We start from the raw sequence: 21,068 nt of genomic DNA, 5'->3' as shown, positions 1-21,068 counted from the left end.
CATGACTCTCGTCGACGAACGGCGTGAACAGTTCAAGAAGGATGTTTCGTCGCTGGGTCTTGATTCGGCCGGCGCCGGATCAGGTGGGGCGAAGAGCAAGTACATCGGCCTGGCGCTGATGATCATCGGTGCGGTGGCCACCTTCATCGTGTACATCGCGTCGCTGACGCTGTCGGATTCGCGCGACCTGCTCTCGTACCAGCTGTTGAGCATCGGTTTCGTGACGATCACATTGATCGGTATGGCGGTGTACCTCGCGGCGGCGGTCACCCGCGTACTGAGCCTGTGGCTCGTCCGGCAGCTGCTCGAAAGCAACGCTCAAGCGGAGAGGATGGCGGAGGCGCTCGCGCCCAAGACATCTTGACGGCGTGACGGCGATGCCGGTCAACCCGGGTCCTCGACGTGTTGCGCTTGTGGTTCTGCAGCATCGTCGGGGTCCCCGGGCTTTTCGGATCTGTCCGGGTCGGACGTGTCGGGGTCCGGCTCGGGTTCGGAGGCGTCGGACGAATCGCCGATCAGCGCATCGACCCATCGCGTGGACTGGTCGATATCGATGAGCAGGGCCTTCACCAGCAGCGTCAACGGCACCGCCAGAAGTGCTCCGAGTGCCCCCAGTACCCACGACCAGAACACCAGTGACAGGAATGTCACTGTCACGCTCAACCCGACGGCGTCGCCGACGAACTTCGGTTGGATGATCGACTGGATCACGAAGTTGATGACGCTGTAGACCACGATCACCCACAACATGAGTTCCGGCCCGCCCTCGAGCAATGCCAGAAGCGCTGGAGGAACGAGTCCGATGATGAAGCCGATGTTCGGGATGTAGTTGGTGATGAACGACAACAGCGCCCAGAGGATGGGCAGTGGCACACCCAGCAGCCACAGCGCGGCACCGTCGAACACCGCCACGATGAGACCGAAGACCGTGGACACGATCAGGTACTTGCGCGTGCCGCCGACGAAAGCAGAGAGCGCGTAGGAGATGTCGGGACGCATCCGGTCGACGACGCGCATGCGGCGCCCGATGGTACTGCCATCGATGGCCATGAACAGCAGCAGAGCCATGATGAAGACGACGTTCGACACGACTCCGAGGAGTCCTGCCAGCAGGTCGTCGAGCAATCCGACGAGTTTCCCGAGATCGAGACTGCTCAGCGCGCTGGCGATGCGGTCGTCGTCGACTCCGGCATTGCTCAACTGCGCATGTGCCCCGTCGAGCAAGTTGTTCAGGCTGTCGGTGTACTGCGGCAATTCTGTGGCAAGTTGGGCAACGGACAGGAGGAGTGCGCCGATCAAACCGAGCAGGATGGCGTACACGGCTGCCAACGCGGCCAGCATCCCTGCCCATACGGGAATCCCCCGTCGCGCGGCCCATGTCTGGATCGGCTGCACCGCAATGGTGAGCATCAGCGCCAGGAACAGCGGAGCGAGCAGGCCTGACAGTGCTCTTGCCCCGGCAACCGCAACGACGGTGGCTGCCAGGGCAAGGAGAACGATCAACCCCCGAGGAATCGTCCAGGGCAGCGGTGCCGATTCTGTGTTCACAGGTGTGTATCGGGAGCCCATCCGGATTCCTCCTGGTCGACGCTGTGTTACTCGGCGAAGACTTCGCGCAGGGCTGCTTCCTGATCATGGGACAGGTTCGTCGAGATCAATTCGGCCTTCTGCCCCTTGAACTCGTCGTGAACTCGATCGAGGGTCGCGTCGGAGGTCAAGACGAACAGGGCAGACGTGCCCGGAGTGATCTTCTCCTTCAACTGCTTGATGAAGCTGTCGTCGATTCCGACATCGGTCAGAGAACCGCTCAAGGCTCCGATCCCAGCTCCGACTGCAGCACCGATGAGAGGAATGAAGAAAAGAATTCCGAACAGCAGCCCCCAGAAGGCGCCGCCCAGAGCGCCGATCCCGGCGAGGTTGTTCAGCTGTCGTGTCTTCGGCTTCTTCGCTCCTTCGGCCCAGCTGACCACGGCGGCATCGTGCACGGTGATGAGTTCCTGACGCTGCAGGTCTTTCAATGTCTCGACGGCAGTGTCGGCGCCGGTTTCGGTATCGAACTTCCATACGGTCAGGGTTCCGGCCATGGGTTTCCTCGATTCGGTGACGTGGTGATTCTGTCGGACTCGACGCTATGGGGCCGCGGGCATCGGGTCTTCATACGGCGAGGGTGAGATCCTGCGGGACTGGTCAGTCCGTGTCGGTAATCGGGTCTGCGCCGGCAACGGCGGCACGGACGGTCGGATAGACCGCGATCGGCGCGCCCCCTGAACTGGAATGCTCCAGCACATCACCGAATTGACCGATATCGCGGGCGATACGCAGTGCGATCCCACCCTCGGCGAGTGTGTCGCGTAGTTCGAACAGCATCTGTGCGGCACTGACATCGATGAACGGGGACGTCTCCGCATCCAGCACGACGACGCGCGTCTCGTCGGTACACCGCGCCTTGACCTGCTGATGCACGTAGTCGGAGTTCGCGAAGTAGAGACCGGACTCGACCCGCACCACGAGAACATCGGGTCTGCCGGCGGCATGGCCATCCGACGGGTGCGCTGTGATGTCCACCCACCGGTCGCCCGAACGAACCAGCGACGCAACATGCGGTCGCGACGACCGGTACAGGAGCAGCAGCATCGACACGCCGATGCCGATGACGAGACCGGGGAGCGTATCGAACAGCAGCACGCCCAGCATCGCTGCGATCGCGGCCGCGAAATCTTCTCGTGCGGCGAGGCCGTAGATGCTGCCGAGCCGGTCGGTCCACACCCGGTAGAGGCGCCGCAGTGCAGCGAAATCGACGAGTTCGATGACTGCGGCGATCACGATCGCGGCGAGCGCCGCGTCGGGCAGTTGTTCGAACAACCCTGTGAGGAAGAGCAATGTCAGCACGACAAGCGCGGCGACGACGAGGCCGCTGACCTGGGTCTTGGCGCCGGCCCCGCCGTTGACCGCGGTCTTGGACAGGCTGCCGTTGACCACCATGCCCGACCCGAGTCCGGACCCGAGATTGGCGAGCCCGAGCCCCAGCAGTTCGCGATTTGGGTCGACGGTATACCCCTGTTTGACCGCGTACGTCTTTGCGGCGCCCAGTCCTTCGGCAAACCCGATCAGAAGGACACCGACGGCAGGTCCGAGAAGGTCGATGTAGTCGTGAAACCCGATCCCGGCAGGGAGACCGACGCTCGGTAGACCGGAATCGATGTGCCCGACGATGGCCACACCCTTGTCGTCGAGACCGAAGATCGCTACGGCAAGGATGCCGACGGCCACCGCGACGAGCGCGCCGGGGATGAGCGGCAACCATCGCTTGAACCCCAGCACGACAGCAAGGCAGATGATTCCGACGGTCAGGGTGCGCCAATCGGTGTCGCCGAGATCCCGGATGACGCCCCACGCTTGGACGAAGAAGTTGCCTTCCGTCTTCTCGAGACCGAAGAGCTTCGGGACCTGTCCGATGATGATCGTCAACGCGAGGCCGACGATGAACCCCTTCAACACGGGTTCGGAGATGAACGACGCAATGAATCCGAGGCGCGCGAATCCCGCGATCAGGCCGACGATTCCGGTGGCGATCGCCAGCCCCGCTGACAGCGCCACGAACTTGCCGTCGTCGGCACCGGCGATCGGTGCGATGATCGCAGCTGACAGCGCGGCCGTGGCCGACATCGGGCCGACCACGAGGTGCCTCGAACTTCCCGCTGCCGCATACAGCACCAGGGCGGGTATCGCCGCATACAGGCCGATCACCGGAGGAACCCCGGCGATCGTCGCATAGGCGAGAGCTTCCGGGACGAGAACCGCCCAGACCGTCAACCCGGCGACGACGTCGGCTCGGATCCACGATCGTCGATATCCCTGCAACGATCCGAAGACCGGCCAGGAGGGAGAGGCTCGCCGGTTCATCACAGCCCCCCGAGGCCCTTGCCGACGACGGTCACACCCATGATCAGCAGCACGAGGGCCATCACCATGTGATTGTTCGCCTGCAACCAGTTCTTGGCCGCATCGAGAGAATCGGCCAGTCGGTCCGCCGCGAATGCGTAGCCGATGACGGGAACCAGGACCGAGCAGGCAGCGAGGACCGTGAAGATCAGCCACACCACTGTCGCGTTGCCCGAGGACAATCCGGCTGTGCCGATGGCGACACCCGCCGACGCGCACAGGAGTAAGTTCTTGGGGTTCACCGCAGACAACACCAGCCCGAGACCGGCGGCCTTGATGAATGTGAACTGATCGATGGCCTGCATCCACTTCGGGGGTGTGGTGTCGGCGCGCGAGCGCCACTGCTTGAAAGCAAGGAATATCAGGAGGAGGCCGAGGGCCACCTTGATCCACCCGGTGGACGAGCCGCCGCCGTCGTCCGGGGTCGCTGAGCCCGACAGTACGATGGCAATTCCGGTGACGGCGAGGATGCCGACGACCCAGCCCACTCCGAATCCCGAGCTGGTTGCTCTCGCATTGCGCGACAACAACATCAGGATGACTGCCACGATAGGTATCGGCGAGATCGCGACACCTACGGCCAGTGGAAGGACTTCTCCGATACTGGTGCCCATGACGGCCAGTCAATCAGTCGGCCGGCGTTCTCCGGCTCACCTGTACCGGATGAATCTCAGCCGAGAAGTTGCTTTTTCGCGGCGGCGAACTCGTCGTCGGACAACACACCTGCTGTGTGAAGCTCGCCGAGCTGCTTCAGCTTCGAGACCAAGTCCTCGGAGGATGCGGGCGCTGCAGGCGCCGGCGCGGGATAGTCCTGCGGGGGAAGTGGAGGCGGAGCCTGTTGCGCGGCGTAGGCCTGTTGTTCGGCCGCGCGTTGCTGGCCGCGCCGGTTGATGGCATTGGATGTGGCGGTGGCTGTGCCCGAGATGACGGCGGTGCGTGCGACCGTGCCGAGCAGACCTGGACGGCCGACGCGTCCCCTACGGAAGACCATGGAACTACCTCTTTCTGGGATGCGGCGAGTGGGCGCTACTGTTTCGACGACACAGACAAGGCTGCTTCGACTGCGTCGCGGGGGACCTGCACGTGCAGTTCGACCTCGCCGCCTGCTCTGCGAACTTCGCCGGCGAGCTTGCGGGCCCACGTCTCCTCGTACACGATCACGACGGCCGAGGTGCCGGGCTCCATCGACGAGCGGACGACGTCGAGGTCCTCGTCGCTGACGAGTCCGAGTGGATCGACGGTGATTCCGTCGAGACCGGTTTCGGAGAGGGGTTCGTCGATCTCGATTTGGCTGAGGGTGCCGTCGGCGTCCTTCGACAGATAGATGAGGTCGAGGATCGTGGCGTAGCCACCGTCGACGACTTCCGCGAAGGCTGCTGTCACTGCCGCGTCGATCTGCGTTCCGGGGAACGACAGGACGACCATTTCCACGGGCCCGAGAGAAACTGGCTGTGTCATGGAGCCAATGCTTCCGTCAATTCTCGTACTGCGCTTCACCCGATGCGGATGAGGTTCGGCGCATCCTGCTGATACCCGGCCACCGTGGCTCGAGTGGAGGGAAGACCAGACTCAGTGCAGCGCCGATCGTGAAGTAGCTGCGCAGGACCCGGAACGCGAGATAAGCGGGTATGTACCGGATGGATCTCCGCCACCAGAAGAAGCACACGAGCAGTGCCACGATCATCTGCATTCCCAGAACGGTCGCGACCAACGGCTGCCAGCGCAGGTCGCCGAAGACCGGGCGAAAGATGATCTCGACAACGAGGGCGTAGATGAGAATCGGTGCGAGCATGGCCCGCCGAGCTGCGTTGACGAGCTGGAACGGGAGTACGAAAGTTCCGGTGATGGATCGTCGATCGAGCAGGGTGCCCCGATTGTGCGCGGCGATGTGGTAGATGCTGCGGAACCATCGGACCCGCTGTTCGCGTAGGTGCGCGTACGAGACTGGGGTCTCGCTGTAATAGTGGGCCTTCGGATCCGCGACAGTGTGGTATCCGGCTGCGTCCATACGAAGGCAGATGTCGGTGTCCTCACCGTTCATTCCCTCGGCGACGCCGCCCACTTCTATCAGGACGCTGCGACGGTAGACAGTGAACATCCCGGGTACGCCCAGAACTCCCTGATATCCGTCGAGAGAGACCTGGAAGAATCCGTGCCGGAGGAGCACTTCCACCAGGCGCACTTTGTCGATCCAGGTGTCCTGTTTCGCGGGCAACGGCAGGCCTCCCACCGACCCGACTTTCGGATCCGCGAAGTGCCGTAACGCGGTTTCCAGGCATCCCGGCGCGATCACGGTGTCGGCATCGATCCGGACCAGGAATTCTTCGCTGATCTGTCGGATGCCCATGTTGAGCGCGATCGCCTTTCCCGGTTGTGCGCATTCGAGCACTTCGCCGGTGATCACGCTGCACTCCGCGATCGTTTGTTCGGCCACGGCGAATGTGGCATCGGTTGATGCGTTGTCGACGACATAGAGGTGGATGTGGCCCGGATAGGTGGCGGCGGCGCGGTCGACCGCCACGATCGTGGCCGCAATATCGTGGGCCTCGTCGTGGGCGGGAACGAGCACGGCCAACGGTGGCGAGAACTCGCGCCGGCGTGATCGGGCGAGTACGCGCCACCCGAAGTACGCAGTGAATCCCGCGAACAGTTGTTGTACGAGGAAGATACCTGGGCCCATACCTCCGAGGAGGGCCCACTGTTTGAGATCGATGACTGCCCTGAAGAACACCTGCTCGACGAGAGTTGCGACGATCAGCGCGAGGATCAAGCAGAGGAACAACGTGAGGTAGGCGCTCAGCGGTGTGCGGGGGGAGATCCGCCCGCGCCGCGCTGTGGGAAGCTGAGCCTGCCGCATGATCGTGTGTGGGAAGAGCGCGAGTGCGACGAGCCCGGATATCACCTGTTGAGCGAATATCGACAGTGTAAGCAGGTCGAGTACGTAGAGCGCCCACCCGATCGTATCGACTACGAGGCAGGCAACTGCGAACTTGCCGAGAAGAGAGAAGCCGATGAACAGCCGTCGCCACCCGTTCGAATAGGCGTACACGGCATAGGTGATGAAGAAGACGGTGATGAACAGACGGGTAGGCATGGCGACGCTTCCACGGTCGCCTGCGAGAAGGACAGGGTCACTCTGGTCCAGGAACCCTGCGTTCACCAGCACGGTCAGAGCCGTCAGCACGATGATGCTGATCGCCGTGAACGTGACGAGGAAACCGTTGCTTGCACTTGCCGGGCGGTCGACCGCGTACTTCGCAGGTGCGCTGTCCACCGACCGGTAGTGGTCGGCGATTGCTGCGGGGGTCGGCAGGCCCCGGTGATCCATGGTCATCGCGGAGTGTTCGACCGCGGGGGATCATCAGAAACCACGGCGCCTCCGGCATCGAGGGTGAAGCTGCCTCCGGGGGTGACCACCTGAACGCATTCGCGTCCGAAGGCGGGCCAGGGAGCACGTCCGGGATCGCCGGATGCCTGGACCGACAGCCCCCTGCTACCACCAGGTTCGGTTGCGCACTGGACCAACGTCCCGTCCTCGAATGCAGTCAGGTCGAGCACCGGTTCGTTATCTGGACCGGCGGTGAGCCGACCGTCCTGCATGTCCACGAGTGTGTCCACGTCGGGGCTCGGGCCTATTACGACGAATGGTGCGCCGGGTATCGGCGAGGCATTCCATCGGTAGTCCGGATAGTGATGCGGCGGACCGAACTCGGCCAATATCGGGACCATAGCGTTGAGCAGCTCGACCGTCGACACCGACTCGGTATCGGGAATGAATACGGTGTAACCGGGTGCCAGGTCGCGGGGTATCGCGGTGAACCCGGCACCGGGGTCGTCGCCGAGAACGAGAGCGGACGTGTCGAGAAGCTGTATCGGATAACTGGTGAGCCGCATGTCGCAACCACCGATGTCTCGGTCGCGCTCGACGGTGAGGGTCAGCCTGTTGTCGAGGAGCTGAGCGGTCGGCGGCAACGGGACAACGACGGGATCCGGCGAATCGAGTCGGCGGCTGTCGAGGAACTGACCGTTCAGTGTGACATTCAGGATCCAGGTGAGATCTGGGGGTGATGCCGGCATCTGCAGATCCACCCGCACAGCTTCGGGGAGGCGCCCGCCGGGAAGGTCGGCGAGCGAATACCGTGCGGTCCAGTTGTGCGACTCCGTGATCTCGGTTTCCGTGACATCCGCGCCGAGAACGCCGAGGCTCGCGGGATCGCCGGCCGCGACAGCGGTGAGTGCTCGCGGATCGGAGACCGCGGTGTCGGCGAGGGTCACGGCGGGAGTCGACAGGAAGAGCGCCGCGAGGTCCGCCCGAGGTTCGACGACGCCGAGAACGGGTGTATCACCCAGTGTGCCCAGCGAGATTCCCTCGCCCTGTGTCTCGGTGCCGATCCAACCGGTGACGTCGGTCAGCTGCGCCGCCGGACCGACCAGGAGTGTGTCGGCGGGGCCGGTTTCGGGGATCCGGTCGGAAAATGTCACGTCGTACCCGGACCGCGTCATGGCGATCGCGGCATCGGCAGCGGTTGAGCGCCATTCGTCGCTCTGATCGGTGAGGACCACGGTCAGATCGCGACTCAACGCCGCGACCGCATCGCGGACCGTGTGGATCGGCTCCGAGAGTGCAGCTTCGACCGCCGTTCCAGGATCGAGGTGGATGACCATGCCTGCGGAACGGTCAGGCGTGCAGACTTCGGTGTGCAGAATCCCCCGGGTTCTGACGCGGACCCGAACGTGCCCGTCCTGTGCCGCCTGCTCGGGGATGTCGATCGCTACGTCGAGGTCGTTCTCACCGCGTGGCAACTGGTTTTCGTAGACTTCCTGTCCGTCCATGGCGACACTCATGAAGACGGTGCTGTCCTCAGCGATCTGTGTGGTCCCGGTGAGGTGTAAGCGGGTTCGATCGCGCGCCGAGTCGACGGGGAGCGAGACGAGGAACGAGGTCGACGGTGAGGAGTCGGTCAGCCAGGTGCCGTCATTGCTACCGAGCCCGGCCAGTGTCTTGGTGAAGTGCCGGTCGTCGGATACATCCAAGGGTGCGACGCCCTCATCCGATTGTCCGAACCAGATGGGGCGGACGACGACGAACGCCAGCAGTAGTGCAACTGCGAGGCCGAGGACCCACCATGCGGACCGAGGAACCGAACGATCTTTCTCTCCAGGGAAGTAGTCCGGTGTCGTCGGTTCCTTATCGGAAGGCTTTTCGTCGGGAGATGTGTCGCCGTCCGGAGGTGTGTTGTCGTCAGTCATGCGCGAGCCTCCCGGCAGCGGCCTGTCGATTCCGGTTCCAGAAGGACGTGCACGGGATGCGATCCCTCTCGATGCGATCCGAGTACTTCTGCGCGATCTCGACGGACTCCGTCAACAGACCCGTCGCCAGCTTGATCGGTCTCAGCCCGAGGCTCACGAGCTGGTCGTTTCGTACCTGGAGCTGGTTCTCGTCGGCTTCCTTGCGTGGGTTGGACACGGACTCGACTTCAGCGCCGAGTAGGTCGGCGACGAGGTGCGCCAGATCGGACACCCGGTGGGTTTCGGTCACCTGGTTCATCACGCGTACCCGCCCCGACACCTCCGCACCCGATTCCACTGCCAGCCTGATGCAACGCACCGTGTCGCGGATGTTGATGAAGGCCCGAGTCTGCCCACCGGTTCCGTGGACGGTCAACGGATAGCCGATCGCCGCTTCGACCAGGAAGCGGTTGAGGACTGTTCCGTAGTCTCCGTCGTAGTCGAATCTATTGATGAGCCGTGGGTCGAGTTCGGTCTCGTCGGTCTGTGTGCCCCATACGATCCCCTGGTGGAGATCGGTGATACGCACACCGTCGTTGTTCGCATAGAACTGGAACAGCAACTGATCCAACGATTTACTCAAGTGGTACACGCTGCCCGGCTGTGTGGGGTAGAGGATCTCCCGGCTGTGATTTCGGCCTGTGCGGTCGGGGTAGGACACGGTCAGATATCCCTCGGGCAGGTCGACCGGAACCGATTCGTAGCCGTAGACCCCCATGGTTCCGAGATGTACGACATGGGTATCGAGACCCACCTCGACCACAGCCGCGAGAAGATTATGGGTGGTGGCCACGTTGTTCTGAATCGTGTACCGCTTGTGGGCCGAGGACTTCATCGAGTACGGCGCTGCACGCTGTTCGGCGAAATGCACCACGGCATCCGGCCGCTTCATCACAATAAGCTCCGTGAATGCCGAATAGTCTTCGGCAAGATCGATTTCCACGAAGTCGATCTTGTTTCCGGTGGCGCTCGTCCATGCTTCGAGGCGCTCGGGAAGTGGGCGAATCGGTGTCAGTGACCGAACCCGGAGTTCGTCGTCGATGCGACGCCGCACGAAGCTGTCGACGATCGTGACAGTGTGTCCATGTGCGGAGAGATGCAGAGCGGTCGGCCAGCCGCAGAATCCGTCGCCGCCGAGGATGAGTAGTTCCATGGGTTGCCTCTGCCGAGTTGCTCCGGGCAGTGAGTATATTCCGGGCGACCCCTGACGAAGTGCGCGACTCGTCAGGGGTCACTCCGCTCTTTGCTACGGTGTCACGATTGCGAAGTCCGGGTCGGGAGAATCGAGATATCCGACGAGTTCGGACAATGCGGCGACGTTGCCGTCGGCCCCGACCGACCCGTCCTCGATCATGGCACTCAGATCGGCACCACCGAGTAGTGCCTCGTGCAGTGCACGACTCGTGAGAGTGAAGGTGACGTCCGGCGACCCCAGATCGGCATCCCCCAAGTCGAAGTGGACGAGCAGCCCGTTTCGCAGTTGAGCTCGATGGGTGACCGACTGATCGCTCACTTCCCAGTCGATCGTGATGTGTGCATCCCATGCCCGGGGCCCGTCGACTCTCAACGCGAGTGCGTCGAATACCTGCTCGATCGTGAGCGCGCCCGCGATGTCGGCGGACGCGGTCGACAGCGGTGTGCCGATACCCCCGTTGCGGAGTTCGTACGCGCCCATCAGGAAGAAGTTCCTCCAGGTGCCGTTCTCGGAACCGTAGCCGAGCTGCTCGAGGGTGTCGGCTTGTAGCGACTTGGCTTCGGTGTTGGCCGGATCGGCAAAGATCACGTAGTTGAGTACCTGTGCGACCCAGCGGAAATCGCCTTCGTCGTATGATCGACGGGCCTTCGCGATAACTTCCTGCGCACCGCCCATGAACTCGACGTGGCGTTTCGCAGAGGCGACCGGCGGATGCTCCCAGAGGTTTGCTGGGTTGCCGTTGAACCAGCCCATGTAGCGCTGATAGATGGCCTTGACGTTGTGGCTGACCGAACCGTAGTAGCCATGGGTATGCCAGGCGGTTTCGATCGCAGGCGGCAGATCGATGTCTTCGGCGATCTCGATACCGACAGACCCCTTGTTCATCGCTCGGAGAGTCTGGTCGTGCAGGTAGCCGTAGAGGTCACGCTGGACCGATAGGAAATCGGTGATGCGTTCGGTGTCCCACGTGGGCCAATGATGCGACGCGAACAGCACATCGGTGCGGGATGCGTAGCTGTTGATGGATTCGGTCAGGTACTTCGACCACACGTGCGGATCGCGGACCAGCGCCCCACGCAGCGTCAGGAGATTGTGCAGCGTATGGGTTGCATTCTCCGCCATGCACAACGCGCGTTTGTCGGGGAAGTAGAAGTTCATCTCGGCGGGCGCTTCGGTGCCAGGCGTGAGCTGGAACTCGACGCGCACACCGTCGATCACCTCGGACTGTCCGGTGTGATCGATATGGACCGTCGGGGGGATGAGAGTCGGTGTACCGGTGGAGTTCGTGGGGCCGAGACCAGCGCCGATGGAACCCTGCGGGCCACGTGGAAGGGCTGCCCCGTACATGTACGCGGACCGTCGCGCCATTGCGGTACCCGCGTACACGTTCTCGGCGACCGCATGTTCGACGAAGCCGATCGGCGCCACCACGGGGCAACGCCCTGCCGCAACGTCTTGTTCGGTGGTGACGCCTTTGACACCGCCGAAATGGTCGATGTGGCAGTGCGAGTAGATCACGCCGGTAACAGGGCGATCCCCTCGGTTCGCACGGTACAGGCTCAGGCCTGCGGCGGCGGTCTCGGTGGAGATGAGCGGATCGATGATGATGACGCCGGTGTCGCCTTCGACGATGGTCATGTTCGACAGGTCGAGCCCGCGGACCTGGTAGATACCCTCGGTGACCTCGTAGAGTCCCTGCATCGCGCAGAGTCTTGACTGGCGCCAGAGACTCGGGTTGACGGTGGGTGGGCACTCTCCTTCGAGGAAGGCGAAGGCATCGCTGTCCCACACGATGTTCCCCGACGCATCCTTGACGACCCCGGGCTCGAGCGAAGCGATGAAACCGCGCTCGGCGTCCGAGAAGTCCTGAGTGTCCGAGAATGGAAGGGTCTGCTGTGCTTCCGAATTCTTGTTCGACACAGCGGCTGTGGCGTCCTGATGTTGCGTCATGGACCGATTGTGTTGCCGATCCCGTGCGGAGCCATCACCCATCGGAGGTGATCTCGTCGCACCGCCTCACCGGACTCTCGGCTCGGGAACCGACGCAGATCGTGCGACGCCCGACAGGAGCGAGACGATTGCAGTACCGACGATGAGGTAGAGCACGCCGCTGCACACCTTCGAGGCCAAGGTCGCATCGAACATGAACGGCCACAGCGCCACGGCGACGGTCGCGAGTGTGCAGATCCAGCCGAAGAAGCTCGTGGCACGCGGAGTCGACACAATGAGCAGGTGTAACAACCCTGTCGCGATCAGAGCCGCAACAGCCGCGAACACCGCAAGATTGACGGCCTGGGATCGACCGAACAGTATTTCCGGCGTGATCACCGGGACGTCGAGCAGTTCACGAGCTACGAGTAGCCCCACTACGGCGGCGAGTGCGGCAACGACGGCGGTTGCAAGGCCACCCGACCACAACTTCCTGGCATCCACCGTGATTGTCGCAGGCTCCGGGTTGTACTGGGTCATCCAGAATCCTTTCTCGATCAGTCGGGAAGACGGCTCATTTCGATGAGCGTGAGGCCCAGGGCATCGAATCGTGCCAGTACCCCACGTAGCTCGGTCTGACTCGCGATCGAGCCGTAGAGCATGGTGTATGCACCGGGAATGTCGGACACCTTCAGTTCCGGAAACGCTGTGAGTGCGCGTTCGGACAGCGTACCGGCGACGGTGAACGAGTATCGCACGCCCTTCGGCCACGAATCTGGCTGCATCGCCGCTCCTCTCGTGGTGCACACCAGGATGTCGCACTGATTGACGATGCGCTTCACCCGTACGCGGTGAACTTCGAGAGATCACCTCTGATGGGCGATGTGGGATTACTCGGGAACCGCGTGCAATAGAGCGTGCCGGACCGTGTCCGGGTCCGCATCACACATGAAGGGAATCGGTTATGTCTTCGTCCGGTGGAGGCGTCAAACAAGGTTTTGCGGCAGGTACATCGATCGCGGCTGCGCTCATCCTGCTCGTCGTCGGCGTGGTGTCGATCCTGCAGGGGATCTCTGCCATCGCCACCGACGAACTGTTCGTGGTCGGCGCCGAGTACATATTCGAGCTGAATACGACAACGTGGGGCTGGATCCACCTGATTGTGGGCATTCTCGTGGTGATCACGGCCTTTGCGCTGATATCGGGGGCCACATGGGCACGCTTCACGGCGATCGTCCTGGCCTGTCTGTCGATCGTCGCCAACTTCCTGTGGCTGCCGTACTACCCGATGTGGTCCATCCTCATCATCGCCTTGGACATCGTCGTGATCTGGGCAGTGGCGACGTGGGATCCCGACCGCTGATCTCCTGTCCGGTGTCTCGGGCTGACCGGTAGGGCTGTACTACTAGAGCAGGCCGGTCAGCCGAGCGGCTGTGATGGCATCTCCCCGAGACGACACGCCCAGCTTCCCGTACACGCCTCTCAGATGTGTCTTGATGGTGTTGACGGATAGCGCCAGCGCGTGCGCGATTTCCTGAGTGGTCTGGGGAGAAGGTAGCTGCTTGAGCACGCGCACTTCGGCGGGTGTGAGGACGACGTGCGTCGAGGCGTGCGGCGCGTCGGGGTGCGTCCGGATGCTTTCGACGAACGGATCCAGCCGGCCGAACCGTCCGCTGTGAGTATCGAGCAGTGCCATTGCCCCACCGATGGTGAGGAACGGCCGGACCAGATGCTCGGGCTCGGCGAGGGCGAGCGCAGCCTCGAGGTCGTCGTATGCTCCGAATTCGTGGTCGGACGCTGCACGGAGGACCGCTCGCAGTAGATGGGCTTCGACCTGGGCGACCCCGGGAACGGGTCGATCCCCCAGGGCGGAATCCAGAAGTTCCCGGGCACGCGCAGAGCGTCCACGAGCGTGTTCGACCGTTGCCGCGGCGAGATCGAAAAGGGGGTGCCGGCCCAGAACTCTTGTTGCCCCCTCGATGATCCGCTGGGCCTGATCGAGTTCGTGGAAGGCCACGAATGACTGAGCTGCGAACGGGATGATCGGCGCCGATCTGGCACCCATCCGGGAATCGGTCAGAGCGGTAAGGACCACGTCGGTGATCTCGCGGGCAGCTGCCGTCTTGTCTGCGGTCCGGTGAAAGGCAATGAGCTGAGAGATCGCGTAGCTGTCCCAGCCGGCGTAGGGCGACGAAAGTCCATCGATGCCGACGGACATTGCGAGCGGCCGATCGATCCCTTCCGGCGGTTGCGTTCCACAAAGAAAATGGTGGTAGCGGCACATCACCGCACACCGGTCGGCATCCCCTGACCCCGAAAGCCCTACTTCCCGCGCGTATTCGACGCCTATCAGAGCGCGCGCGTTCATCGCCGACAGGCGCCCGCGAACCCCTTCGTTCAATGCGAGCAGCATCAGAGCTTCCAGATGGGGGCGGACACTGTCGGCGTGCTCGGCAAGGCTGACGGCGGCCAGAAGACGATCGGCAGTACCTCGATGACCGGCCGTCATTTGGCACTTGGCTTGCTGGACCGCGATGTAGGACTCGATATCGCGATGGTCTCCGGAGGCTGCCGGTACAGATACCTTGTCGATTTCTTCTCCGAGTGCGCTACGGACATCGATTTCGACAGCGTGATGAAAACGATCGAACGTTACTGCAGGACATATGGAAGACGAGCGGGCAGATGCGGCACGGAGAAACGTATCGGCTTCGACCGGAACACCGAGAGCCAGCGCGTGCACGCTGCGCAAGAGGTGGACGAACGGGTCGTCGGCGATGTCGGAGGGCGCGGAATCGAGGACTTTCAGAAAGCCAGCACCGTGTATTCCGAACACTGCTTTCGGACCTAGGTCGAGGACGCATTTCGACAGTGCATATCGATTGTCCGCGGCGCTGAGATAGCGGGCGGCCTGTACCGGGTCCCCGCTCCTCGAATACCAGCCACCGACCTCGAGCTCGAGCCTGCGCACCCCGTCGCGACCGAGCATCCGGTCGAGCTCGGCCTTGAGATGTGAACGCATGAGCGGGTGGTAACTGTAGATTTCCGCCCCGGTGGCTCCCGTGTGAGATATCGGGAAATACGCGGCGACGATCTCCGCGAGTACTCGTGCTGCTTCAGGTCCCGCGAGTTCGGTGGCAAGATCTACATCGAACGACTCGGTGACCGCGGTCCGTATCAAGAATTCGCGCTGTTCCGTGCTGATGCTGTCGAGTAGTTCACCCACCAGAAAATCGGATATCGCCGGATGTTCCGATGCGGTGGCCGATGCGAGGATCTCTCTGCTGTTGCCGCGGGCCGACAACACGAGCGTGATGAACCGGACCATGGCGACCCACCCGTCGGTGAGCGCGACGACCGCGTCGAGTTCGTCCTCGGTGACCGCCACATTGCCCGCACTGAGCACCTGGCGGGTCTCTTCCCGGCCGAACGCCAGGTCGACCCCGTCGAGTCGTACCAGGGCTCCGGTCAGGTCCAGTTGGTGCCACGGTATCGGGGGTGGGAATCTGGAGGTCGACACCACGGTGACGTGGTCGGGCAGAATCTCGAGAAGGTGCGCCAACCCGGACAGGGTCAGCGGGTCGTGGATTACATGAGCGTGGTCGAGAATGAGGACGGCAGGATCCTCGATCGTGTCGAGCCACCGCACGAACATCTCTGCCCGCGTCCTCGGCGCCTGCTCGCCGTGGCAGGGCGGGGAATCGCCGAACGACCGATGCAGTTCGTCCCAGAACGCTCGGGGATTGTTGTGCTCCTCGGAGAGCGTCGTCCACGCCACCTGAGCGGGTGAGGCGGGCAGACGAGTGCAGCGCAGCCACTCGGTGACCGCTACGGTCTTGCCGGTTCCGGCCATGCCGCACACGAGCGCGACACCTCCGCCGAGCTGCCGGGCCCGTTCGAAGTGGCCGCACAATTGATGTCGGTGTACGGGCTCGGTTGCGAGGCGGGGAATCGACCGAGCGCCTCGTCCGGCCGTCCTGGTGGAACTGTCGTCGCCGTTGATGAGCAGCACCGCGGCTCCCATTCAAGAAACTGTCAGATGTGTTCTCCTAGGCTCTGCCCCCCGCGGACGAATTTATCGCAATCGAGCTGACCTCGGGGGATGAACGGGACGAGCCCACACGTTGCAGCCAGGATTCGCAACGTACGTTTTCATCCGCGCCGGGTGAGCCGCGACGAGCATCACCGTCTCTACAGTTGTGTTCGGTGCCATTTTCGCGATCGATGCGACTTATCCGAAGGATCTCGCGCTCGAGATCGGGCTGTTCGTGGTCAATCCGGTCGATCTGTCTCATGATTCGAGGGGAGGGACCCACAGGCCACTGATGCGACTACGTATGTGGATTGCAATGCATACGAGGCTTGTCAATGTCGCTCTGCTCGTGCTGCTCGCAGTGATGCAGTTCGATAAGGCGTTGAACACCTTGTGAATTCGTCATCCCAAGAGAGCGGGACTCGGCCATGAACATTCTGGTTCCGGACAGTCAGCGGCGGGCGCTCGACGAACTCGTCGACCGCCTCGATCTCAGTGCGGGGGAGTCTGCATCGAAACGATCGGCCTTCTGGATCATGCTGACATTGTCCGCGGTGATCGCTGCGTCGGGTGTAGCGGGTGATTCGACCGCGACGGTGATCGGCGCCATGATCGTTGCACCGCTGTCGGTGCCGATCCTCGGTGTGGGACTCGGAGTCGCGACGGGCCGTGGAGAGCTTATCGTGCGGAGCCTGCTGCTGGTTCTCGCGGGAATCGTGCTGGTGGTGGCAGTGGGATTCCTGGTGTCGCAGTTACTTCCCAATCCGACGAATGTGTTGTCGAACTCGCAGGTGGTCGGCCGAACGTCCCCGAAACTGATGGACCTCACCGCCGCGCTGGCAACCGGGCTGGTGGGCGTCGTTGCTATCACGCGGCGCGACGTCGGCGACGTGCTCCCGGGTGTGGCAATCGCGATCTCGTTGGTGCCGCCGCTTGCGGTGGTGGGCGTCTGTCTCGGCTCGGGGGCACCGGGGCTCGCGTTCGGTGCGTTCGTGCTGTTTGCTTCCAACATGGTGGCCATGATCGTCACCGCGACAGTGGTGCTCGTCATCGTAGGGTATGCCAGGGAAGCCGGGGCAGGTGAAGCACGACGCGGGCGCGCGTACGCCGTCCTTGCCGTCGCACTGATCATCGTCGCCATTCCGATGGTGGTGAATTCGCTGTCGTCGCTCTGGGCAGGCCAGATCGCGGAGGCCACCGAGATCTGGCTCGGGGACGACGAGAATTCTCAGGTCACCGACGTTTCCCTGCAGCAGAATACGGCGACGATTCATGTCCTGGCACCCGACGGGCTACCTCCGGTGGACGAACTCCAGCAGACAGTTGACACCCTCGTCCCGTGGCATCTCGATGTCGTCGTCGTGCATACGGTCGGTGGCCGGGTCACGCCGTGACGAACGGGGCCGGGGACGGACGCTCGGTGCGTGCCCTCCCCGGCCCGTGTGCACGAGTCTGCCGGATCAGCTTCCTGCGGCCTCGAGACCGACGGTGATATCGGCGAGGATGTCGTCGATGTGCTCGATTCCGACGGCGAGGCGGACGAGTCCGGGAGTGACGCCGGCTGCCAGCTGTTCCTCGGCGGACAACTGCGAGTGTGTGGTGGATGCCGGATGGATCACCAGTGACCGCACGTCGCCGATGTTGGCCACGTGGCTGTGCAGCGTCAGCGCGTTGACGAACTTCTTACCGGCGTCGATGCCGCCTGCGAGTTCGAACACCACGATCGCGCCGGCACCCTTGGGAGCCAATTGCTGGGCGCGGTCGTACCAGGGCGACGACTTCAGGCCGGGATAGGCGACAGAGCTGACCTCGGGACGCTGCTCCAGGAACTCCGCGACCTTCTGAGTGTTGGCGACGTGGCGCTCCATTCGCAGGCTCAGGGTTTCGAGCCCCTGCGAGATGAGGAAGGCATTGAACGGTGATACCGCGGAGCCGAGGTCGCGCAGGAGTTGGACACGCGCCTTGAGGGCGAACGCGGGTGCGCCGAGGTCGGCGTAGACCACACCGTGGTAGCTGGGGTCGGGGGTGGTGAATCCCTCGTGGCGACCCTGTGTCCAGTCGAACGTGCCACCGTCGACGATGACGCCGGCGATCGCCGTGCCGTGTCCGCCGAGGTACTTGGTGGCCGAGTGGACGACGATGTCGGCGCCGTGCTCGAGCGGGCGGATCAGGTACGGGGTGGCGACGGTGTTGTCGACGATCAGCGGCAGGCCGCTGTCATGCGCGACACCGGAGATGCCGGGGATGTCGAGGATGTGGTTCTTCGGGTTGGCGATGGTCTCGGCGAAGAACGCCCGGGTGTTGGGGCGGATGGCTGCGCGCCACTGCTCGAGATCGTCCGGATCCTCGACGAAGGTTGTCTCGATGCCGAGTTTGGTGAGCGTGTAGTGCAGCAGGTTGTAGGTGCCGCCGTACAGGTAGGGGCTCGCGACGATGTGGTCGCCTGCCTGGGCCACGTTGAGGATCGCGAAGGTCTCGGCGGCCTGACCTGAGGAGAGCAGCAGCGCAGCGACGCCACCTTCGAGGGCGGCGATGCGCTGTTCGACCGCATCCTGTGTGGGATTCATGATGCGGGTGTAGATGTTCCCGGTCTCGGCGAGGCCGAACAGCGCGGCAGCGTGGTCGGTGTTGTCGAAGGTGTAGCTTGTGGTCTGGTAGATCGGAAGCGCCCGGGCTTTGGTGTCGCCACCTGCGGGCTGTCCTACGTGGATCTGCTTCGTCTCGAAGTTCCAGTCGGCGGCCGGATCGACAGCGTCGGGCGTGGTGTCACTCATGGGTTTCGGGCTCCGGTTTTCTCGGGTGGTTCTGAAGGCTCGTGATTTCAGAGGATGTGCCGACCTTGCGGTCCGCGACCCTGCGCAGCGATCTTCGAGCCGGCCGGGTCGTGGGACCGGAGGGTGTGGGTGCGGGCGGTCAGCGGGCCTGGCACCCGCAGATACACAGTTTCCGGGCATGGACATGCGCCGACGGATGTCCCGGCGACTGTTCGTACGTCCTGCTCACGATCGTGACGATAGTCGTAATCGACGACCTCTACCAGTGCGCAGGCAAACGCCCTGCGACGCGCCGATGTATTTGCATCCGTAGCGCACATACACTCTGTGTGCTCTACTTCTCGTCAGGGGGCGATCCTTGCGTCTATCGTGCAGTAACCAATTTCAGTTCTGCTCGTGTTCCGCACCCCACCACTAGCAATGGAGGGCACGTTGACTGTCATCGATTCGGAATTCGCGCAGGCCGACGCAACGATGCTGCGCACCCCACCACCCTCGATGGTCGAGCGGATGACACGCATCCTGGAGGCCTTCGACGCAAGCATTGCGCGGCTCACCCTCGAAGAGGTGACCTTCCGATCAGGACTTCCCCGATCGACCGTGCACCGAATCCTCGAACAGCTCGTCCGCCTCGACTGGCTCGAACACAGTGCACTCGGCTACGGACTCGGCTCCCGCGCACTCGGCCTCGGCGGCGACATCGACCGCGACCGCCTCCGCGAATGCGCGGCACCGCACCTCCACGAACTGGCTATGCAAACCGGTGGTGTCGTGCATCTCGACGTTCTGGACGGGGGACAGGTGTACTGCCTCGACAAGGTCGGTGGGGCGGGCGCTGCCGGGATGCCGACGCGGGTGGGTGGCCGTACGGCGGCGTATGCCACAGCAGGCGGCAAGGCCATGCTCGCGACGCTCGACCCGGAACAGGTCGACAGCCTGTATCCCTCCCGACTTGCCCCCGCCACGCACCACACGATCACCGACCGGGTGATCCTCCACCAGGAGCTGAATCGGGTCCGTAAGCGCCACGGCATTGCGTTCGACCGCGAAGAATCGATCGTCGGAATCGGTAGTGTCGGCGCGCCCCTGCGCGGCACCGGCGGAATCATCGCGAGTGTGTCGCTGGCCGGTGGCGTGCGCGCGATCCAGCTCGAATGGATGGCACCGTTGGTCGCTGACTTCGCCCGGAAGATCTCCAGCGCGCTTGCGTGCGGGGGTGAGGATCAGCGGACCAGGTGGGCGTAAGCGTCGCGGCGTTCGGCAGGCAGAATCGTATTGAGCACGAAACGGATCTGCAGGCGGATGTATTCGTCCAAGGAGTAGAGAGCACCGAAGTGCCAATGCTTGAGAGCCCATCCGTGTGCAAGAAGCAGTAGGTCGAACACCATGAGGTCGACGTCGACGTCATTCAGCAGGCCTGAGGCAATGCCGTCTTCGAGAACGTCACGTAGTGGCGCCGACGTCGACACCTCGAGTTCCTTGATGCGGTCGCGTCCGGCGCGATCGAGTGTGCGGCTCTCCCGGTAGGTCAACGTCACCGCATCGATGTTCTCGTCGACGATTTCGATGTACCGCCGCATGCCTGCGACGAGCCGCTCGACGGGATCGTCACCCGCGGTGTCCATTGCGGGTGCCAGCTGGTCGCGGAACGATTCCAGAATGCTGATTATCGTCGCGAGGAGGACGTCCTCCTTGCCGCCGAAATACTTGTAGATCAGGCCCACGCTGACACCCGCCTCGTCGGCGAGTGCCTGCATGGACATCTGATGGAATCCGGTCCGCTGCATGACCGTCGCGGCGGCGCGAAGGACCTGACGTCGCCGGGAATCCGTCCGTACTGCCCGCACCGCGTCGTGGACGGACAGTTCGTCCTGGTCGTTGGTCATGCTGCTGCTCCTGTCGCGCC

General features: G+C 63.2%; 19 protein-coding genes. 4 read left to right on the top strand and 15 right to left on the bottom strand.

The window, feature by feature from the left end; genetic code table 11:
- Position 1: 1 nt before the first annotated feature.
- Entirely contained in the window at positions 2-364 is a 363-nt protein-coding gene (locus tag ACSYG9_RS07330) for a hypothetical protein (protein WP_374229866.1), read from the top strand.
- Between the two features lie 20 nt (positions 365-384).
- Here ACSYG9_RS07330 and ACSYG9_RS07325 read toward each other — a convergent pair whose 3' ends face one another.
- From ACSYG9_RS07325 to ACSYG9_RS07270, 12 genes are all read right to left on the bottom strand, one after another.
- Positions 385-1,569, bottom strand: a complete 1,185-nt coding sequence (locus tag ACSYG9_RS07325) for an AI-2E family transporter (RefSeq protein ID WP_454841861.1) — start codon at positions 1,567-1,569, stop codon at positions 385-387.
- Positions 1,570-1,595: 26 nt separating this feature from the next.
- A complete protein-coding gene (locus tag ACSYG9_RS07320) occupies positions 1,596-2,084 on the bottom strand; it encodes a DUF1269 domain-containing protein (RefSeq protein WP_054712398.1) in 489 nt (162 codons plus the stop codon).
- Positions 2,085-2,187: 103 nt separating this feature from the next.
- The gene (locus tag ACSYG9_RS07315; protein ID WP_454841858.1) at positions 2,188-3,903 is read right to left on the bottom strand and encodes a SulP family inorganic anion transporter; all 1,716 of its coding nucleotides are present in this window, start codon (positions 3,901-3,903) and stop codon (positions 2,188-2,190) included.
- Positions 3,903-4,556, bottom strand: a complete 654-nt coding sequence (locus ACSYG9_RS07310) for a GAP family protein (RefSeq protein ID WP_454841856.1) — start codon at positions 4,554-4,556, stop codon at positions 3,903-3,905. Before ACSYG9_RS07310 ends, ACSYG9_RS07315 begins: the two co-directional genes overlap by 1 nt.
- Positions 4,557-4,612: 56 nt before the next feature.
- A complete protein-coding gene (locus ACSYG9_RS07305; protein ID WP_454841854.1) occupies positions 4,613-4,933 on the bottom strand; it encodes an SHOCT domain-containing protein in 321 nt (106 codons plus the stop codon).
- A 35-nt stretch (positions 4,934-4,968) separates the two neighbouring features.
- Positions 4,969-5,400: a DUF6325 family protein gene (locus ACSYG9_RS07300; RefSeq protein ID WP_454841852.1), complete on the bottom strand. Its 432-nt coding sequence runs from the start codon at positions 5,398-5,400 to the stop codon at positions 4,969-4,971.
- A 16-nt stretch (positions 5,401-5,416) separates the two neighbouring features.
- Positions 5,417-7,276, bottom strand: a complete 1,860-nt coding sequence (locus ACSYG9_RS07295; RefSeq protein ID WP_454841850.1) for a glycosyltransferase — start codon at positions 7,274-7,276, stop codon at positions 5,417-5,419.
- Entirely contained in the window at positions 7,273-9,192 is a 1,920-nt protein-coding gene (locus ACSYG9_RS07290) for a hypothetical protein (RefSeq protein WP_454841849.1), read from the bottom strand. The genes ACSYG9_RS07295 and ACSYG9_RS07290 overlap by 4 nt, the downstream gene beginning before the upstream one ends.
- On the bottom strand, positions 9,185-10,384 hold the full coding sequence (locus ACSYG9_RS07285) for an NAD-dependent epimerase/dehydratase family protein (RefSeq protein ID WP_454841847.1): 1,200 nt from the start codon (positions 10,382-10,384) through the stop codon (positions 9,185-9,187). The genes ACSYG9_RS07290 and ACSYG9_RS07285 overlap by 8 nt, the downstream gene beginning before the upstream one ends.
- Positions 10,385-10,477: 93 nt before the next feature.
- On the bottom strand, positions 10,478-12,376 hold the full coding sequence (locus ACSYG9_RS07280; protein ID WP_454841845.1) for an alkyl/aryl-sulfatase: 1,899 nt from the start codon (positions 12,374-12,376) through the stop codon (positions 10,478-10,480).
- Positions 12,377-12,442: 66 nt separating this feature from the next.
- Positions 12,443-12,895, bottom strand: a complete 453-nt coding sequence (locus ACSYG9_RS07275; RefSeq protein WP_454841844.1) for a DUF6069 family protein — start codon at positions 12,893-12,895, stop codon at positions 12,443-12,445.
- Between the two features lie 17 nt (positions 12,896-12,912).
- Positions 12,913-13,140: a hypothetical protein gene (locus ACSYG9_RS07270; protein ID WP_440126521.1), complete on the bottom strand. Its 228-nt coding sequence runs from the start codon at positions 13,138-13,140 to the stop codon at positions 12,913-12,915.
- Positions 13,141-13,319: 179 nt separating this feature from the next.
- Between ACSYG9_RS07270 and ACSYG9_RS07265 the strand changes: the two genes are divergently transcribed.
- Entirely contained in the window at positions 13,320-13,718 is a 399-nt protein-coding gene (locus tag ACSYG9_RS07265; RefSeq protein ID WP_440126520.1) for a DUF7144 family membrane protein, read from the top strand.
- 42 nt (positions 13,719-13,760) lie between these two features.
- Here the strand turns inward: ACSYG9_RS07265 and ACSYG9_RS07260 are convergent, their stop codons facing one another.
- Complete coding sequence (locus ACSYG9_RS07260) at positions 13,761-16,379, bottom strand: LuxR C-terminal-related transcriptional regulator (protein ID WP_440126519.1); 2,619 nt, start codon at positions 16,377-16,379, stop codon at positions 13,761-13,763.
- A 437-nt stretch (positions 16,380-16,816) separates the two neighbouring features.
- Between ACSYG9_RS07260 and ACSYG9_RS07255 the strand changes: the two genes are divergently transcribed.
- Positions 16,817-17,782: a TIGR00341 family protein gene (locus ACSYG9_RS07255; RefSeq protein WP_440126518.1), complete on the top strand. Its 966-nt coding sequence runs from the start codon at positions 16,817-16,819 to the stop codon at positions 17,780-17,782.
- 66 nt (positions 17,783-17,848) lie between these two features.
- On the opposite strand, the gene ACSYG9_RS07250 is transcribed toward ACSYG9_RS07255, so the two are convergent.
- Positions 17,849-19,162: a bifunctional o-acetylhomoserine/o-acetylserine sulfhydrylase gene (locus tag ACSYG9_RS07250; RefSeq protein ID WP_440126517.1), complete on the bottom strand. Its 1,314-nt coding sequence runs from the start codon at positions 19,160-19,162 to the stop codon at positions 17,849-17,851.
- Positions 19,163-19,594: 432 nt separating this feature from the next.
- On the opposite strand from ACSYG9_RS07250, the gene ACSYG9_RS07245 reads away from it, so the two are divergent.
- A complete protein-coding gene (locus ACSYG9_RS07245) occupies positions 19,595-20,407 on the top strand; it encodes an IclR family transcriptional regulator (protein WP_454841842.1) in 813 nt (270 codons plus the stop codon).
- On the opposite strand, the gene ACSYG9_RS07240 is transcribed toward ACSYG9_RS07245, so the two are convergent.
- A complete protein-coding gene (locus ACSYG9_RS07240; protein ID WP_440126515.1) occupies positions 20,386-21,048 on the bottom strand; it encodes a TetR family transcriptional regulator in 663 nt (220 codons plus the stop codon). The two genes, ACSYG9_RS07245 and ACSYG9_RS07240, sit on opposite strands and share 22 nt — an antisense overlap.
- Positions 21,049-21,068 lie beyond the last annotated feature (20 nt).

It is taken from the genome of Rhodococcus sp. SJ-2, assembly GCF_053750035.1.
This window is presented reverse-complemented; position numbering and strand designations above follow the sequence as displayed.

Excerpts from the sequence above, each read along its gene's own strand:
- ACSYG9_RS07330 (WP_374229866.1), top strand. The coding sequence starts at position 2 with ATGACTCTCGTCGACGAACGGCGTGAACAGTTCAAGAAGGATGTTTCG.
- ACSYG9_RS07325 (WP_454841861.1), bottom strand. The coding sequence starts at position 1,569 with ATGGGCTCCCGATACACACCTGTGAACACAGAATCGGCACCGCTGCCC.
- ACSYG9_RS07320 (WP_054712398.1), bottom strand. The coding sequence starts at position 2,084 with ATGGCCGGAACCCTGACCGTATGGAAGTTCGATACCGAAACCGGCGCC.
- ACSYG9_RS07315 (WP_454841858.1), bottom strand. The coding sequence starts at position 3,903 with ATGAACCGGCGAGCCTCTCCCTCCTGGCCGGTCTTCGGATCGTTGCAG.
- ACSYG9_RS07310 (WP_454841856.1), bottom strand. The coding sequence starts at position 4,556 with ATGGGCACCAGTATCGGAGAAGTCCTTCCACTGGCCGTAGGTGTCGCG.
- ACSYG9_RS07305 (WP_454841854.1), bottom strand. The coding sequence starts at position 4,933 with ATGGTCTTCCGTAGGGGACGCGTCGGCCGTCCAGGTCTGCTCGGCACG.
- ACSYG9_RS07300 (WP_454841852.1), bottom strand. The coding sequence starts at position 5,400 with ATGACACAGCCAGTTTCTCTCGGGCCCGTGGAAATGGTCGTCCTGTCG.
- ACSYG9_RS07295 (WP_454841850.1), bottom strand. The coding sequence starts at position 7,276 with ATGACCATGGATCACCGGGGCCTGCCGACCCCCGCAGCAATCGCCGAC.
- ACSYG9_RS07290 (WP_454841849.1), bottom strand. The coding sequence starts at position 9,192 with ATGACTGACGACAACACACCTCCGGACGGCGACACATCTCCCGACGAA.
- ACSYG9_RS07285 (WP_454841847.1), bottom strand. The coding sequence starts at position 10,384 with ATGGAACTACTCATCCTCGGCGGCGACGGATTCTGCGGCTGGCCGACC.
- ACSYG9_RS07280 (WP_454841845.1), bottom strand. The coding sequence starts at position 12,376 with ATGACGCAACATCAGGACGCCACAGCCGCTGTGTCGAACAAGAATTCG.
- ACSYG9_RS07275 (WP_454841844.1), bottom strand. The coding sequence starts at position 12,895 with ATGACCCAGTACAACCCGGAGCCTGCGACAATCACGGTGGATGCCAGG.
- ACSYG9_RS07270 (WP_440126521.1), bottom strand. The coding sequence starts at position 13,140 with ATGCAGCCAGATTCGTGGCCGAAGGGCGTGCGATACTCGTTCACCGTC.
- ACSYG9_RS07265 (WP_440126520.1), top strand. The coding sequence starts at position 13,320 with ATGTCTTCGTCCGGTGGAGGCGTCAAACAAGGTTTTGCGGCAGGTACA.
- ACSYG9_RS07260 (WP_440126519.1), bottom strand. The coding sequence starts at position 16,379 with ATGGGAGCCGCGGTGCTGCTCATCAACGGCGACGACAGTTCCACCAGG.
- ACSYG9_RS07255 (WP_440126518.1), top strand. The coding sequence starts at position 16,817 with ATGAACATTCTGGTTCCGGACAGTCAGCGGCGGGCGCTCGACGAACTC.
- ACSYG9_RS07250 (WP_440126517.1), bottom strand. The coding sequence starts at position 19,162 with ATGAGTGACACCACGCCCGACGCTGTCGATCCGGCCGCCGACTGGAAC.
- ACSYG9_RS07240 (WP_440126515.1), bottom strand. The coding sequence starts at position 21,048 with ATGACCAACGACCAGGACGAACTGTCCGTCCACGACGCGGTGCGGGCA.